Below are 16460 nucleotides of genomic sequence, written 5' to 3' on the forward strand. Positions count from 1 at the left end.
GGGCCTGAGTTTATCGGCAGAATCGGTCCGAACCCCGATACCTGGGTGTTAGACCGGTCCCATGTCGGCACGGGAAGCTAGGCTGTGTGGCAGACACCATGCGCGCGAAGGGACAGGTACAAGCCATGAAGCGAATCATGCCCATCTATGGGACTCGTCCCGAAGCCATCAAGATGGCGCCGATCGTCAAGGCGCTGCAGGCCAGCGAGTTCTTCGAGTGCGAGGTCACCGTGACCGGGCAGCACCGCGAGATGCTGGACCAGGTCAACGAGCTCTTCGGGATCGTGCCAGACCATGACCTGAACATCATCCAGCCCCGGCAGACGCTCAACGGGGTGCTCACCCGCACGGTCACCGGCCTGGACGCGATCTTCACGCGGAACAAGCCCGACGCCGTCGTCGTCCAGGGAGACACCACCACCACCACCGCCGGCGCGATGGCGGCGTTCTACTCCGGGATCCCGGTGATCCACGCCGAGGCTGGGCTGCGCTCCTTCAACCTCTACTCGCCGTTCCCCGAAGAGGCGAACCGCAAGATGACCAGCCAGATCACCGCGCTGCATCTGGCCCCCACCGCCCAGTCCCGCGCCAACCTGCTGCGCGAGGCCCTTCCGGCTGAGGACATCGTGGTCACCGGCAACACCGTGATCGACGCGCTGCTCGAGGTCGCGAGCAAGCACGTGCCCTTCGCCGACGCCGAGCTCGAAGACGCGGCGGCCTCGGGCCGGGATGTGCTCCTGGTGACCACGCACCGCCGGGAGAACCAGGGATCCGCCATGGAAGGAGTGGGCCGCGCGCTGGCTCGCCTGGCCAACCGGTACCCGGAGAAGCTGATCGTGCTCCCTGCGCATCGCAACCCGGTGGTGCGTGAAGCGATCCTGCCCGCGCTGGCCGGTCATGAGAACGTGATCGTCACCGAGCCGCTGCCCTACGGGGAGTTCACCCGGCTGATGAACCTGGCCACCGTGGTGCTGACCGACTCCGGCGGCGTGCAGGAGGAGGCTCCCTCGCTGGGCAAGCCGGTGCTGGTGATGCGCGAGAACACCGAACGCCCCGAGGCCGTCGACGCCGGAACGGTGCGGCTCATCGGCACTGCCGAGGAGCGGGTGGTCGAGGAGGTCGCCGCGCTCTTCGACAGTCCTGAGGCCTACTCCGCGATGGCCAATGCGGTCAATCCCTACGGTGATGGCCACGCCGCGCAGCGCACCGTGGCGGCGATCGCTGCGATGTTCGGCCTCGGGGACCGGCTCGAGGACTTCCACCCGAGCCCCGGCGAGTCCGGGAAAGTGTGAGTCCGCACCCGTGCACCTGAAGACCCTGACCGTTCGCGGATTCAAGTCCTTCGCGTCGGCCACCACCTTCGAGTTCGAACCAGGGGTCACCGCCGTGGTCGGCCCCAACGGGTCGGGCAAGTCCAATGTCGTCGACGCGCTGGCCTGGGTCATGGGCGAACAGGGCGCCAAGTCCCTGCGCGGCGGCACCATGGAAGACGTCATCTTCGCCGGCACCACCGAGCGCCAGCCGCTGGGACGCGCCTCGGTGTCGCTGACCATCGACAATTCCGACGGCGCGCTGCCGATCGAATACTCCGAGGTCACGATCTCTCGGACGATGTTCCGCGCCGGGGGCAGCGACTACACGATCAACGGCGCCAAGTGCCGACTGCTCGACATCCAGGAGCTGCTCTCCGACTCCGGGCTGGGCCGGGAGATGCACGTGATCGTGGGGCAGGGGCAGCTGGATCAGATCCTGCAGGCCACCCCGGAGCAGCGGCGCGGCTTCATCGAGGAGGCTGCCGGGGTGCTCAAGCACCGTCGCCGTCGGGAACGCAGCGTGCGCAAGCTCGAATCGATGCAGACCAACCTTTCCCGCCTCGAGGACCTGATCAGCGAGATCTCCCGGCAGCTCGCCCCGTTGGGCCGGCAGGCCCGGGTAGCCCGCCGAGCTCAGCGCATCCAGCACGATCTGCGCGATTCACTTTCCCGGCTCATCGCCGATGACCTCGTCCGTGCGGCCACCGCGCTGCACGAGTCCAGCCAGGGCGAACAGGACGACCGGGAATCCGCCGAGCAGCTGCGCGCCTGGCTCGACGCCCAGGACACCGAGATCGCGCAGCTGGAGAAGCAGGCCGCAGCGCAGAGCGCCCACGCGGAGAAGCTGTTGGCCGGTCACCACCGGCTCGAGCAGGTCCAGGAGCGGCTGCGCTCGGTCGCCTCGCTCGCCGAGGAGCGCGCCCGCAGCCTGCAGGCCTCCGCCGTGGTGCAACTGAGCGGCCGCGACCCGCAGGCGCTGCGGGCCCAGGCCCAGAGCGTGGCCGAGCAGGCCGCAGAGCTCGACGCCGAGGTCACCGCCGCCAGGGAACGCCTGGAACGCACTTCCGCTGGGCGGGCACAGGCCGAGGAGGCATGGAAGGACGAAGAGACCCGTCTGACCGAGCAGCTGCGTGCCGTCGCGGACCGTCGCGCGGGACTCGCGACGCTGCGCGGCCGGGTGGACACCGCCCGGGGGCGCATCGACGCGGCACAGGCCAGGCGCCTTCGTGGCCAGGAACAGGGCGACGCGGCCCGCGCCGCGCAGCAGCGAGCCCGCGGCGAGTTCGCGGAGCTGGAGCAGCGGATCGCGGGCGTCGAGACCGGCGAAGAGGGCCTTGACGCCGCCTACGAGGCTGCCCATGAGCGGCTCAAAGCACTGCGCGGGGCCTATGACGAGAAGCTGGCACAGCAGCAGGGGCTGCGCACGGTCATCAGCGAACACCGAGCGCGGCTCTCCGGACTCTCCGCCGCCCGAACCCCTCGTGACGGAGCCGCGGCGCTGCTCCGCGACCGGGCCGAGGAGATCGTGGCACCCCTGGCGCAGCGGCTGCGCATCACCCGCGGGTGGGAGACCGCGATCGCCGCCTGCCTCGGCAGCCTCGACGCGGCGCTCATCGTCAAGGACGCCGAGACCGCGGCTGATGCACTGGGCTGGCTGGCGGCCGGAGAGGCCGGCCGTGCGCACCTGATCCACCAAGTGGCGGCCGAGACTCCTCTCGCCTCCCGCCGACCCGCCGCTGAGCCTCCGGGGAGTGCGGTTCACGGCGCTGAGCTCCCCGACATCGAGCTCCACAACATCGAACTCCCCAGCATCGAGCTGCCGGCAGGCGCGATCTGGGCTCGCCAGGTGGTCGGCATCGACGACGACCTTCAGATCCCGGTGCACGCCGCGCTTGCCGGCGTCGTGCTCTGCGCTGACCAGCGCCAGGCGGCCGCGCTGCTGGAGCTTCCCGAGGTGCGCACCGCGGTGACTCCTGCGGGGGTCATCCTCCGCACCGGTGAGCAGATCGGCGGCACCGTGCTGGAGAACTCCGACGTGGCGATCAATGCCGAGATCAGCGAACTCACCGAGGCGCTGCGCCAGCGTGAGCTCGAGCTCGACGAACGTGTCTCCGCCTCCGTCGCTGATGAGTCAGAGGTCAACGCCGCGGAGCTGCACGTCGAGGAGACCCTGCAGGCGCTGCATGCCAACGACGCCGAGATGCACGCCACGACCGAACAGCTCGGCCGGCTTCATGCGGAACTGGCGCGGTCCGCCGAGCGGATCGAACACGCCGACCAAGAGATCCGCGAGGCAGATGCGGCCGCTGCCGAGGCCCAGCAGCAGTGCGAAGAAGCCGAGGCGCGCCTGCAGGCGGCGCAGAGCGAGGACACCGAAGAGGAGCCGTCCAGCGTTGAACGGGATCGACTCTCCGCTGCTGCCACGACCCAGCGCCGCGAAGAGGTCGACGCCAGGCTGGAGCTGCGCGCCGCCGAAGAGCAGCACAAACAGATGCTCGAACGCGCCGCCGGGCTGCGCCGCAGAGCAGCCGCCGAAGAGACACGCAGGGAAGAGGCGCGGAGGATCGCTCAGGTCCGCAGCTCCCGCGCACTGCAGGCAGAGACCATTCAGCGCGAAGCCGAAGCGGCCTATCAGACATTGTTCGGCGTCCTCCAGCGTTCGCAGACCACTCGCGGCGCCGCCGAGACCGCCGCTGACGCGACCCGCCAGCGCACCCTCTCACTTCGCACAGCGCGCAAGACCGAGGCGGCTGAGCTCGAGACTCTCACGGCTGCGTTGCACCAGGCGGAGCTGACCCGCACCGAGCTGCGACTGAGCCTGGAGGCCGCGGAGGCCCGCGGACTCGAGGAGCTCAGCCTCACCGCGGAGTACCTCATCGAGCACTATGGTCCGGATCAGCTGGTTCCGCAGGCATCGGATCAGCTCCTGACGCAGGCTGATCCCACCCAACCGGACAGGCCCGAGGACCCAGCCGATCCAGCCGATCCAGCTGACGAAGCCGAGTCGGGCGTGCCCTTCAACCGGTCCGAGCAGGAGAAGCGGCTCGCGCAGGCCCGCCGTGACCTCAGGGCGCTGGGCAAGGTCAACCCGCTGGCGCTCGAGGAGCACTCCGCACTCGAGGAGCGTCACCGCTACCTGCAGGAGCAGCTGAGCGATCTCAAGAGGTCCAGGCAGGACCTGCTCGAGATCATCGCCGATGTGGATGCCACCGTGGAGAAGGTGTTCACCGAGGCCTGGCTGGACACCAAGCTGCAGTTCGAACGGGTCTTCGCGCGACTCTTCCCCGGCGGGGAGGGTCGGCTGGAGCTGACCAACCCGGAGGACATGCTCAACACCGGCATCGAGGTGCAGGCGAGGCCCCCGGGCAAGCGGATCCGCCGCCTCTCGCTGCTCTCCGGCGGGGAACGCTCGCTCACCGCCGTCGCGCTGCTGGTCGCGATCTTCAAAGCCCGGCCGAGTCCGTTCTACGTGATGGACGAGGTGGAGGCCGCGCTTGACGACACGAACCTCTCCCGCCTGCTGGTGATCTTCGAGGAGCTCCGCGAATCCTCCCAGCTGATCATCATCACCCACCAGAAGCGCACGATGGAGATCGCCGATGCGCTCTACGGGGTGTCCATGCGGCAGGACGGCTCCACCCGGGTCGTCTCCCAGCGGCTGGGGACCTCCGCAGAGCCCACAGCAGCAGAGCTCACCACGCCGTGACGGACCGATACGAGCCGGTGATGATCTCTTCGAGCACCGTGACATCCACCTGGTCCAGGCGTGGGATGTAGAGACAGCCGACTCCGGTGCTGTGCGCACCCAGGCGGCCGAGCTCCTCTGCGTGCGGGTCGATCCCGTCGGGCAGATAGATGGTGGTGGCCTGTCGACGTGCGGCGAAGGCGGCCGCAGGAGCGTCGCCCTCGCGGCCTGAGTCGTAGCGGCAGTGATACGTCCCGAAGCCCACGATGCTGCCCCAGAGCTGCGGGTCTTCGGCGGTGATGCGCTGCATCAGTCCCACCATGGTGCGGGCGTCTCGCTGCCGAACCTTCGGCGTGATCGCGCTCAGAAGGGCCTCCAGGCTGCCACCGGTGGGTTCCATCGAATCGCCTCTCGTGATGAAGTGCTCCCATCGTGCCATGGGATCGAAGACCGGCGGAGGGAATGGTCCTGGGGTTCGTTGCGTTGAGCAACGAGGATGACCGGTGGCATAAGGACAGGAGCGGCTCAATGACACGTGAGGTGAAGACCGGGATCCCTCCTGAGCTGAAGGTGATGATCGTCTCGGCCTTCGTGATCGCGATCGGCTTCGGCATCGTGGCGCCGATCCTGCCGCAGTACGCCTCGGACTTCGGGGTCTCCGCCATGGCCGTCTCGGCCGTGGTCTCGGCCTTCGGGCTCTTCAGGCTGCTCTTCGCGCCGGCCTCCGGGAAGCTCACCCAGTGGTTGGGGGAGACCCCGGTCTACGTGATCGGGCTGCTCATCGTGGCGGTGTCCATGATCGCCACCGCGTACGCCCCCAGCTATGAGCTGCTGCTGCTCTTCCGGGCGCTCGGCGGCATCGGCTCGACCTTCTTCACCGTCTCGGCGATGACGTTCCTGGCTCGGAAGTCCCCGCCCACGATCCGCGGCCGGGTCTCCGGCGCCTATGCCTCGGCGTTCCTGTTCGGCAGCGTCGCCGGTCCGCTCATCGGCTCGGGACTGCTGGTCTTCGGCCCTCGGGTGCCCTTCCTGGTCTACGGAGGGGCCTTGGTGGTGGCGGCGGCGATCGTGTTCATCATGCTTCGCCAGTCCCGGCTGGAGGACCGTGGTCGCAAGGAAGATCGAGAGACGGTCACCCTGGCCGAGGCCTGGCAGCACCGCGGATACCGTGCGGCGCTGACCGCCGGCTTCGCCAACGGATGGGCGACCTTCGGGCTGCGCAACTCCGTGGTGCCGCTCTTCGCCGCCACCGCCTTCGTCGGTTCCGGATGGATGCTGGATTCCAGCCAGCTCGCAGGAGTCGCGCTGGCCACGTTCGCCGCCGGCAATGTGGCAGCCGTGCTGCTCTTCTCGCGCCGGTCAGATCGGTATGGACGACGACGTCCGATCATCCTCGGGCTTCTCATCTCGGCGCTGGCCACGGGTCTTCTCGGTCTGGCGCCCAGCCCGCTGATCCTGCTGCTGCTCAGCGTGATCGCAGGGGTGGGCACCGGGCTGATGAACCCCGCCCAGCAGGCGGCGATCGCCGACATCGTCGGTTCGGGGCGCAACGGGGGATCGGTGGTGTCGACCTTCCAGATGACGCAGGACTTCGGCGCGATCATCGGACCGCTGCTGGCGGGGTTCCTGGTGGACCAGCTCGGCTACGCCTGGGCCTTCGGCGTCACCGGGGTGATCCTGATGTTCGGCGCCCTGGCCTGGACTCAGGCTCCGGAGACCTTGGAGGCCGAGGAAGAGTCGGCTGACACAGTGCAGCCCTGAGGCGCTGCTGCTGAATCCACTCAAGAGCCTGGGTCCGGTTGACCGAGCGAGATGCTCGATGAACCGGACCCAGGCTCTTGAAACGAAGCGGTGACCTAGGAGGTCGTCACTCGCGCGGTGCGCCAGCGGGGCTCTTGCTGGAACCGTTGATGGTCTCGAAGATGTAGGCATCTTCGTCGTGCTCGGAGCGGTCGATGCCGAGGGTCTCGACATCCGAGGTGACGCGGAATCCGATGGTGGCGTGGATGGCGTAGGCGATGATCGCGGTCATCACCACGGTGAAGACCAGAGTCACCAGGACAGCCACGACCTGCGAGCCCATGAGGCCCAGACCGCCGCCGTAGAACAGGCCGGAGCGTTCGCCGTCGATCAGTTCGGCGCGGCCCAGCAGACCGATGGCGACGGTGCCCCAGAGGCCGGCGACGAAGTGCAGGCCGACCACGTCGAGCGTGTCGTCGAAGCCGAGCTTGTACTTCAGGCCGACTGCCAGGTAGCAGAGGAACCCGGAGACGGCGCCGATGATGATGGCGCCGACCGGGTCCACGTGGGCACAGGCGGGAGTGATGGCCACCAGGCCGGCCACGATGCCCGATGCGGCGCCGAGGGCGGTCGGCTTCTCGCCGCGGATGCGCTGGGTGAGGAGCCAGACCACCAGTGCCGATGCGGGGGCAAGGAGGGTGTTGACCCAGATGAGTCCTGCTTCGCCGGCCTCCGTGGCTGCGCCGCCGTTGAAGCCGAACCAGCCGAACCAGAGCAGCGAGGCGCCCAGCAGCACGAACGGGGTGTTGTGGGGGCGGTGTGATTCGCGTTCGGTGAAGTTGCGACGCTTGCCCAGGATCAGTGCAAGGACCAGAGCGGCGAGGCCGGCGCACATGTGGACCACGAGCCCGCCGGCGTAGTCGACTGCCTCACCGACAGCGTCGCCCACGGCGCCGCCCTCGACGAGGAGTCCACCATCGCCCCAGACCATGAAGGCCAGCGGGCAGTAGACCAGGGTGACCCAGATGGGCACGAAGACCATCCAGGCGGAGAACTTGGCGCGGTCAGCGATCGCGCCGGAGATCAGGGCCGTGGTGATGATGGCGAAGGTGGCGCCGAAGCCGATGCCGATCAGTTCCTCCGGTGCTTCTGCGAGGGTGCTGTAGAGGCCGAAGTCAGTGGCGGGATTGCCGAACAGGCCGCCGACGGACTCTCCACCTGCGATGGCGGAGCCCCAGAGGGCCCAGACCACGCCGACGAGTCCCATGGCCGCGAAGCTCATCATCATCATGTTGATGGCGGACTTGGCCTGAGACAGACCGCCGTAGAAGAAGGCCAGTCCGGGTGTCATGAGCAGCACGAGTCCGCTTGCCACAAGCACCCAGACGTCTAGTGATCCAAGTTCCATGTGTCCCTCCAGGAAACATCAATTCATCGGTGAACTTCACCGATGCGAGCTGATCTCAATGGTGACTGGCTCGTGTTTCACCGGGCGCGCCGTGATGTTTCAGAAAGGTTAAAGCTTTCCCCGCGGAGGGCAGGGGAGAGCCCCCGCCGCAGCCTTCACGCTCAGAACGGCGTGACGTAGGCTCCCGAGATGCCGCCGTCGACCAGGAACGTGGAGGCGGTCATGAACGAGGAGTCATCGCTGGCCAGGAAGGCCACGGCCGCGGCGAGCTCTTCGGGCTCGGCGAAGCGGCCCAGCGGCACGTGCACGAGGCGGCGAGCCGCCTTTTCGAGGTCCTTGGCGAACAGTTCCTTCAGCAGCGGCGTGTTGACCGGTCCGGGGCACAGGGCATTGACGCGGATGCCCTGGCGGGCGAACTCCACTCCCAGTTCACGGCTCATCGAGAGGACGCCCCCTTTCGATGCGCTGTAGGAGATCTGCGAGGTGGCCGCGCCCATGACGGCGACGAAGGATGCGGTGTTGATGATGGAGCCCTTGCCCTGCTTCTGCATATAGGGGATCGCATATTTGCAGCAGTGGTAGACCGAGGTGAGGTTGACGTCCTGGACCCTGCGCCAGGCGTCGATGCCGGTGTCCAGGATGGACGCGTCGTCGGGCGGGGCGATGCCGGCGTTGTTGAACGCGATGTCCACGCTGCCGAAGGCCTCATGGGTCTGCGCGTAGAGGTCCTGGACCTCCTCCGGGTTGGTGACGTCGACCTTGACGAACAGGCCTCCGAGCTCCGCGGCGGCCTGCTCCCCGGCGACCGCGTCGACGTCGGCGATGACGACGCGTGCTCCTTCGGCGGCCATGCGGCGGGCACTGGCGAGACCGATGCCGCTGGCGCCCCCGGTGATGACGGCGCTGCGGTCGACGAGACGGCGGGCGTTGATCTGCATGGGGCTCCTTGATTGAGGGTCATCTGCTGAAGTTCTCAGTTGATGAGGTGTTCGGCTGAGCGGTCACGCAATCGGTCAGCTGCTGGAGATGAAGACGTTCTTGGTCTCGGTGAAGGCCTCGGCGGAGTCGGGCCCCAGCTCCCGTCCGAAACCCGATTGCTTGAACCCTCCGAAGGGGGTCCAGTAGCGCACCGAGGCGTGGGTGTTCACCGAGAGGTTCCCGGCGTCGACCCCGCGGGAGACCCGCAGGGCGCGTCCCACGTCACGGGTCCAGATGGAGCCGGAGAGGCCGTAGTCGGTGTCATTGGCCAGGCGGATCGCCTCGGCCTCATCCTCGAAGGGGACCACGGCGATGATCGGTCCGAAGATCTCCTCGTTGAAGACTCGGGAGTCGGGAGAGGGAGTGAGCACGGTCGGGGGGAACCAGAATCCGGGGCCGGTGGGGGCTGACCCCTGGAAGGCGATGGGGGCGTCGTCGTCGAGGTAGGCGGCCACCGAGTCGCGGTGGGCGGCGGAGACCAGCGGACCCATGGCGGTCTGCTCCAGGCTCGGATCGCCGCAGTGGAAGTCGCGCACGGCAGGCTCCAGCAGCTCCAGATACCGATCCAGGACCGAGCGCTGCACCAGCACCCGGGAACGGGCGCAGCAGTCCTGGCCGGCGTTGTCGAACGCGCCGCCGGGAGTGGCGGCGGCGGCCTGGTCCAGGTCGGCATCGGCGAAGATGATGTTGGAGTTCTTCCCACCCAGCTCCAGGGTCAGGCGCTTGACCTGGTCAGCGCAGCCAGCCATGATCCGCTTGCCCACCGCTGTGGAGCCGGTGAAGACGACCTTCCGGACGTCCGGGTGGGTCACGAAGCGCTCACCGACCACGGAGCCCTTGCCCGGCAGCACGGTGAAGACGTCCTCGGGCAGTCCGGCCTGCAGGGCAAGCTCGCCCAGCCGGATGGCGGTCAGCGGGGTGATCTCCGCGGGCTTGAGCACCACGGTGTTTCCTGCCGCCAGGGCTGGCGCGAAGCCCCATGCGGCGATCGGCATAGGGAAGTTCCAGGGCACGATCACCCCGATCACGCCCAGCGGCTCGTGGAAGGTCAGGTTGACCCCTCCCGGGGTGGGGATCTGACGACCGGAGAGCCGCTCGGGGGTTCCGGAGTAGTAGGTCAGGACGTCACGGACGTTTCCGGCCTCCCAGCGGGCGTTGCCGATGGTGTGCCCGGCGTTGCGCACCTCCAGGGCGGCGAGATGTTCCAGGTCGGCGTCCACCGCGTCGGCGAAGCGACGCAGCAGTCGCGCCCGGTCCGCCGGCTCCACGGTGCGCCAGGTGAGGAACGCGCGCTGGGCGCGGGCGATGGCGGCGTCGGTCTCCTGCAGCGAGACCAGCTCGATGGTCTCGATGATCTCTTCGGTCGTGGGATCGACGATCTGGGTCACGGTCATGGGTGCAGTGCGTCCTCTCGGTGCTGGTCAGGGTGGGCGCCGGGTCCCCGATGTGGGTCTTGGGGGGCGTCTCGCCGCTCGGCGAAGCGCCGGGCCACGTCGATGAAGCCCTCGAAGAGCCGAGCATCCTTGCGGTTCTCCTCGGGGTGGAACTGGACCCCCAGGGTCCAGGCCTCCGTGGTGGTCTCCACGGCCTCGATGGTGCCGTCGGCGGCGCGGGCGGTGACGACCAGGCCCTCCGCCACCTCATCCAGGGCCTGATGGTGGTAGCACGGCGACTGGGCGCTCGCGCCGAGCAGCTGCGCGCACCGGCTGCCCGGCTCGGTGGTGAACTGGACCCTTCCGTACAGGCCGGGTCCGGGCTGGTACTGCTCGGCGTCGGGGTTGACGTCGGGCAGGTGTTGGATCAGGGTCCCACCCAGCGCGACGTTGAGGATCTGAGCGCCCCGGCAGATGGCGAACAGCGGCAGGCCCCTCTCCAGGGCTGCCCGGGTCAGCGCGATGTCGTGTTCGTCCCGGCTGGGCTGGGAGGAGGTGCGTTCGTGCCGGTCGGCGCCGTAGAAGCGCGGATCCACGTCGACTCCGCCGATCACGATCAGCCCGTCCATCAGCTCGAGCACCGAGGTGTCGGTGCCCACCGGGGGCAGCAGCACAGGGGTTCCCCCGGCCGCCGCGACGCCCTCCACGTAGGACCCGGGCACGATCGCCGCCACCGAGTTCCAATCGCCCCACGAGCCCTCCTGGTAATACGTGGTGAGCGCGATCCGGGGTCGCCGGCGCGGCGCCGACGAAGAATCCCTAGAGCCGCTCGAAACCACGGTGCAGCTCCCAGTCGGTGACGGCGGACTCGAAGGCTTCCAGCTCCACATCGGCGTAGTGGACGTAGTGCTCGACCACATCCTCGCCGAAGACCTCGCGGGCAAGTGCCGAGTCGGCGAGCAGGTCGCGGGCCTCTCTCATCGCCGTGGGCACGACCTGTGCGTCGGACTCATAGGCGTTGCCCTCCATCATGGGTTCCAGCTCCAGCTGGTGCTCGATCCCGTAGAGGCCTGAGGCCAGCATCGCTGAGAGTGCCAGGTAGGGGTTGACGTCGCCGCCGGGGAGACGGTTCTCCATCCGGGCGGACTGGCCGGTGCCGACCAGGCGCACCGCACAGGAGCGGTTGTCGATGCCCCAGGCCACCGAGGTGGGGGCGAAGCTGCCCTTGGCGAAGCGCTTATAGGAGTTGATGTTCGGGGCGTAGAAGATGCAGAGTTCGCGCATGCCCTTGAGCACCCCGGCGATGAAGTAGTCGTAGGTGGCGCTGCGGGTGTCCTTCTCCTCATCCCAGAAGCTCAGTTCGCCGTCGAGCCCGCGCAGCGACATGTGGATGTGGCAGGAGCTGCCCTCACGCTCGTTGGGCTTGGCCATGAACGTGATGGACTTGCCCTGCTGCTGGGCGATCTGCTTCGAGGCCAGCTTGTAGACCACGTGGTTGTCCGCCGTGACCAGTCCCTCGTCGAAGCGGAAGGCGATCTCGTGCTGTCCGAAGTTGCACTCTCCCTTGGCGCTCTCCACCGTCATCCCGGCGGTGTACATGGCGTTGCGGATCTCGCGCAGCAGCGGCTCGACCCTTTGGGAGCCCAGGATGTTGTAATCGACGTTGTATCGGTTCGCCGGGACCAGGCTCTGGTAGTTGGAGTCCCAGGCGTCCTCATAGCTGGTGTTGTAGACGCAGAACTCGAGCTCCGTCCCGGTGAGCATCTGGTAGCCCATCTCCCGAGCGCGGTCGAGCTGACGGCTCAGCATGGCCCGCGGGGACATCGGGATCAGCTGGCCGTCATGGGCGGTGAGGTCACACTGGATCATCACCTGACCCGGGTTGTGCGGCATCCGCCGGATGGTGTCCAGGTCCATGGCGAAGCTCATATCCCCGTAGCCGGCCTCCCAGCTGCTGATCGCATAGCCGCCGGGGGTGTTCATCTCCGTGTCCACGGCCAGCAGGTAGTTGCACCCCTCGGCTCCCTCTTCGAGCATCGAGTCCAGGAAGAACTGGGCGTGGCAGAGCTTGCCCTGCAGCCGGCCCTGCATATCGGTGAAGGCCAGCACCACGGTGTCGATGCGCCCTTCGGTGATCTCCTGGCGCAGCCCAGGGACGGTGAGCATTCGATCGTTGCGGGGATGCTTGGGCGATGTCGTCACGGGATCTGATCCTTGGGTTGCAGGGGTGATGGCAGGGGCGTGGGTGACCGGGCGGGCTCAGTTCAGCGTGGAGTCTGCGTCCTTGACCCGGGCGAACTCTTCCTCCGGTGCGTTGGCGACCACGCGATGGCGGCTGTAGAACCAGAAGTAGGCGAGGAAGGCCAGGAACACCGCGGCTGTGATGGAGGCCGCGAAGACATCGACGAGGAAGGTTGCGATCACCGCCACCACGGCCAGGACGAGCGCGACGCCGGTGGTGACCACCCCGCCGGGGGTGCGGTAGGCCCGCGGGAGGTCGGGCTCGCGCAGGCGCAGTACGATGTGGGAGAGGTTGAGCAGCACATAGGACACGGTGGCCCCGAAGACCGCGATGTTGATCAGCAGGCCTCCGTCCCCGGTGGCCGCCGCCAGCACGAAGCCGATGGTCCCCGGTACGATCAGCGCGACCCACGGGGTCCGGCGCTTCCCGGTCAGTGAGAGCCAGCGGGGCAGGTAACCGGCGCGGGAGAGCGCGAAGAGCTGCCGGGAGTAGGCGTAGATGATGGAGAAGAAGCTGGCGATCAGTCCCGCGAGTCCGGCGTAGTTGACGATGCTCGCCATCACGCTGTCGGGGCCGGCGACGGCGCGGATCGCCTCGGGCAGCGGATTGTCGGAGGTGCTCATCGACTCTGCGCCTGCCGCCCCGGGGACCAGGACCAGCATCAGCGCACCGGTGACCAGCAGGATCAGCATCGCCACGATGATGCCGCGCGGCATGTCGCGCTTCGGATCGGTGGTCTCCTCGGCGGCCAGCGGCACGCCTTCGATCGCCAGGAAGAACCAGATCCCGTAGACCAGCGCCGCCATCGCTCCGGCGTAGCCCATCGGCAGGAACGCACTGGCTCCCACGGCGTCGTTCGGGACGATGTCGAAGAGGTTGGCGGCGTCGAAATGCGGAACCAGGGCAATGACGGTGACCACCAGGGCGAGCACGGCGATCGCGGTGATGCCGAACATCAGCCGCAGCGCCTCACCCACTCCGTAGAGGTGGATGCCCACGAACACCACATAGGCCGCCAGGTAGACGGGCCAGGAATTGGTCATGCCGAACAGGCCCAGTGCCTCGATGTAGCCGCCGATGAAGGTGGCGATCGCGGCCGGCGCGACCGCGTACTCGATGAGCACCGCGACACCGGTCGCGTAGCCGCCGAGCGGGCCGAGGGCCCGCCGGGCGAAGCCGTAGCCGGCGCCTGCGGTGGGCAGCGAGGAGGACATCTCGGCGAGGCCGAAGACCATGCAGGTGTACATCACGCCCATGAGCACGAAGGCGATCAGCAGACCGCCCCACCCGCCTTCGGCCAGACCGAGATTCCATCCCGCGAAGTCCCCGGAGATGACGTATGAGACGCCCAGGCCTGCCAGCAGGATCCACCCCGCGGCTCCGGTCTTGAGCCGGCGATGCGCCATGTAGCTGGAGTCAGCGAGGAATGACCTGCTCTTGTCACGCGGCATGGCTGTCCACCTCTTGTGGATTCGACCCGACGGGGGAGACCATCAAAGGACTGATTTCAGTCCATGGTGCTGTGCGGAATCCTGACAGCTCTCTCCCTGGGCGTCAAGAGGTGGACTCCCATGTCGTAACCCCGCGCGGGGGAGCCCGTAGGCTGAGGCCAGAGCCAGTGCGTGAGCCGGAACGGAGGACCAGATGACGGCGGCAGACTTCGGGAACCCCTATGCGGTGCTGCGTCCGGTGCGTTCAGGAAATACGTTCGAGGAGACGATCGAGCATCTGCTCCAGGCGATCCGGGTCGGACTCTTCCCCCCGGGACAGAAGCTGCCACCGGAGCGGGAACTGGCCGGGCACCTCGGGGTCTCCCGCGCAACCCTGCGCGAAGCCCTCGCTGAGCTGCAGCAGGCAGGCTTTCTCGACGTCCGTCGGGGTCGCTACGGCGGGACCTACATCCTGGAGGCGCCGAGCGCCACGCCGCAGGGCGTAGAACACATGGATCCCCTGCAGCGCCGCGACGTGCTGGTCTTTCGCGCGGTGCTCGAGCCGGCCGCCGCGGAGCTGGCGGCCCAGGCAGACCTCTCCGCCTCGGCGCGCGAGCACCTTCAGGGTTGTCTCTCAGATCTGGAGCGCGCCGATCGGTCCAGCTATCGCGCCCGTGACGCTCGGTTTCACATCGCGGTCGCCGAGCTGAGCGGATCCCCGTCGCTCATCACCGCCGTGACCGACACCCGGGCGCGGGTGAGCGCGCTGCTGGATGAGATTCCGCTGCTGCCGGCGAATCTCGAGCATTCGAATCAGCAGCACCTGGCGATCACCACGGCCATCCTGGCCGGTGACGGGTCCGGGGCGAAGTCGCTGATGATCGATCACCTGGAGGGCACCGCCTCGCTGCTGCGCGGATTCCTCAGCTAGGCGGCTTCGCGGATTCCGCAGGCGGAGGACCGCTGAGGTGCAGCGCCTGTCGAGGGTCGGCGGGCGCTGATGGTCAGTGGTCTTCGAGCAGCGCGGCGACGAACTCGGCGGCGTCGAAGGGTGCGAGATCGTCGGGACCCTCACCGAGTCCGATGAGCTTCACCGGGACGCCGAGCTGGCGCTGGATGGCGACCACGATGCCGCCTCGAGCGGTGCCGTCGAGCTTGGTCAGCACGATGCCGGTGACGTTGACGACCTCGGAGAAGACCTTGGCCTGGTTCAGGCCGTTCTGACCGGTCGTGGCGTCGAGGACCAGCAGGACCTCGTCGACGGCGGACTTCTTCTCCACCACACGCTTGACCTTGCCGAGTTCGTCCATCAGGTTGGACTTGTTCTGCAGCCGGCCTGCAGTGTCGATCATGACCACGTCGGCTTCGAGCTCGATCCCCTTGTCCACGGCCTCATAGGCCACCGACGCCGGGTCAGCGCCTTCGACGTCGGACTTCACCGTCGGCACGCCCACCCGGTGACCCCAGGTGCTCAGCTGTTCGGCGGCGGCTGCGCGGAAGGTGTCGGCCGCTCCGAGGAGCACGTCCTTGTCCTCGGCGACCAGCATCCGGGCCAGCTTGCCCACCGTGGTGGTCTTGCCGACGCCGTTGACGCCGACGACCATGATGACCGCGGGACGACCCTCCGCCGTCACCGTGAGTCGGCGATCAAGGGTGGGATCGACCAGCGTAGTCAGCTCTTCGGTGAGCATCGCCTTGACCACGACCGGGTCCTTGGTGCCTTCGACCTTGACCCGTTCGCGGAGCCTGTCGACGAGCTCCATGGTGGGATCGGTGCCGAGGTCCGCCATCAGCAGGACCTCTTCGATCTCTTCCCAGACGTCCTCGTCGATCTCGTCGCGAGACAGCAGCGCAAGCAGCGACTTGCCGAAGATGTTGTTGGACTTGACCAGCCGGGCGCGCAGCCTGGCCAGACGTCCGGCCACCGGTTCGGGGGTCTCGACGGTCGGTTCAACGACCGTCGGCTCCTCCACCAGATCGACGCCGCCGCCCAACTCGGGCTCTGCGACGTCCGGGCGCTCTTCCGCGGGGGCCTCAAGGGTGCCGACGCCGCCGGACGGGATGTCATCGGGGTCGCGCTGGGTCAGGTATTGCTCACGCTTGTCCTTGGGCAGCAGCTTCCCGCCCTGCACCAGGAAGAATCCCAGGGTGCTGAGCAGAATCACGGCAAGAACGATGAACAGAATCAGTACGTCAAAATCCACGCGCTCAGTCTGTCACAGACCTGCGGACCCGGCGGCCAGGACCCACGCGGACGACCACCTCCTGCGAACCTTCAGGACGCTGGAGTA

Annotated in this window: 12 protein-coding genes; 4 read left to right on the forward strand and 8 right to left on the reverse strand. The window is 67.8% G+C overall.

The window, feature by feature from the left end; all coding sequences use genetic code 11:
- Positions 1–125: 125 nt before the first annotated feature.
- A complete protein-coding gene (gene wecB, locus LTH93_RS11075; protein ID WP_241470981.1) occupies positions 126–1292 on the forward strand; it encodes a non-hydrolyzing UDP-N-acetylglucosamine 2-epimerase in 1167 nt (388 codons plus the stop codon).
- A 10-nt stretch (positions 1293–1302) separates the two neighbouring features.
- Positions 1303–5019, forward strand: a complete 3717-nt coding sequence (gene smc / locus LTH93_RS11080) for a chromosome segregation protein SMC (protein WP_241470982.1) — start codon at positions 1303–1305, stop codon at positions 5017–5019.
- Here smc and LTH93_RS11085 read toward each other — a convergent pair.
- On the reverse strand, positions 5006–5398 hold the full coding sequence (locus tag LTH93_RS11085) for a DUF1801 domain-containing protein (RefSeq protein ID WP_241470983.1): 393 nt from the start codon (positions 5396–5398) through the stop codon (positions 5006–5008). The two genes, smc and LTH93_RS11085, sit on opposite strands and share 14 nt — an antisense overlap.
- 128 nt (positions 5399–5526) lie before the next feature.
- On the opposite strand from LTH93_RS11085, the gene LTH93_RS11090 reads away from it, so the two are divergent.
- A complete protein-coding gene (locus LTH93_RS11090; protein WP_241470984.1) occupies positions 5527–6759 on the forward strand; it encodes an MFS transporter in 1233 nt (410 codons plus the stop codon).
- A gap of 106 nt (positions 6760–6865) precedes the next feature.
- Here LTH93_RS11090 and LTH93_RS11095 read toward each other — a convergent pair whose 3' ends face one another.
- The 6 genes from LTH93_RS11095 to eat all read right to left on the reverse strand — a co-directional run bounded on the left by LTH93_RS11095 (position 6866) and on the right by eat (position 14190).
- The gene (locus tag LTH93_RS11095; protein ID WP_241464941.1) at positions 6866–8146 is read right to left on the reverse strand and encodes an ammonium transporter; all 1281 of its coding nucleotides are present in this window, start codon (positions 8144–8146) and stop codon (positions 6866–6868) included.
- A 161-nt stretch (positions 8147–8307) separates the two neighbouring features.
- Positions 8308–9084 carry a 3-oxoacyl-ACP reductase gene (locus tag LTH93_RS11100; protein WP_241470985.1) on the reverse strand — a complete coding sequence of 259 codons (777 nt, stop codon included), beginning with the start codon at positions 9082–9084 and terminating at the stop codon, positions 8308–8310.
- A 75-nt stretch (positions 9085–9159) separates the two neighbouring features.
- Positions 9160–10518, reverse strand: coding sequence for an aldehyde dehydrogenase family protein (locus LTH93_RS11105; protein ID WP_241470986.1), 1359 nt, complete (start codon positions 10516–10518; stop codon positions 9160–9162).
- Entirely contained in the window at positions 10515–11336 is an 822-nt protein-coding gene (locus LTH93_RS11110) for a gamma-glutamyl-gamma-aminobutyrate hydrolase family protein (protein WP_241470987.1), read from the reverse strand. Before LTH93_RS11110 ends, LTH93_RS11105 begins: the two co-directional genes overlap by 4 nt.
- On the reverse strand, positions 11317–12663 hold the full coding sequence (locus tag LTH93_RS11115) for a glutamine synthetase family protein (protein ID WP_241471084.1): 1347 nt from the start codon (positions 12661–12663) through the stop codon (positions 11317–11319). Before LTH93_RS11115 ends, LTH93_RS11110 begins: the two co-directional genes overlap by 20 nt.
- 93 nt (positions 12664–12756) lie before the next feature.
- A complete protein-coding gene (gene eat, locus LTH93_RS11120) occupies positions 12757–14190 on the reverse strand; it encodes an ethanolamine permease (RefSeq protein WP_241470988.1) in 1434 nt (477 codons plus the stop codon).
- A 193-nt stretch (positions 14191–14383) separates the two neighbouring features.
- Between eat and LTH93_RS11125 the strand changes: the two genes are divergently transcribed.
- A complete protein-coding gene (locus LTH93_RS11125; protein ID WP_241464935.1) occupies positions 14384–15100 on the forward strand; it encodes a FadR/GntR family transcriptional regulator in 717 nt (238 codons plus the stop codon).
- Between the two features lie 73 nt (positions 15101–15173).
- Here LTH93_RS11125 and ftsY read toward each other — a convergent pair whose 3' ends face one another.
- A complete protein-coding gene (gene ftsY, locus LTH93_RS11130; RefSeq protein ID WP_241470989.1) occupies positions 15174–16373 on the reverse strand; it encodes a signal recognition particle-docking protein FtsY in 1200 nt (399 codons plus the stop codon).
- Between the last annotated feature and the right edge of the window lie 87 nt (positions 16374–16460).

Origin of the sequence: Nesterenkonia sp. DZ6, from assembly GCF_022565835.1 — a bacterium.
In the GTDB taxonomy this organism is placed as follows: domain Bacteria; phylum Actinomycetota; class Actinomycetes; order Actinomycetales; family Micrococcaceae; genus Nesterenkonia.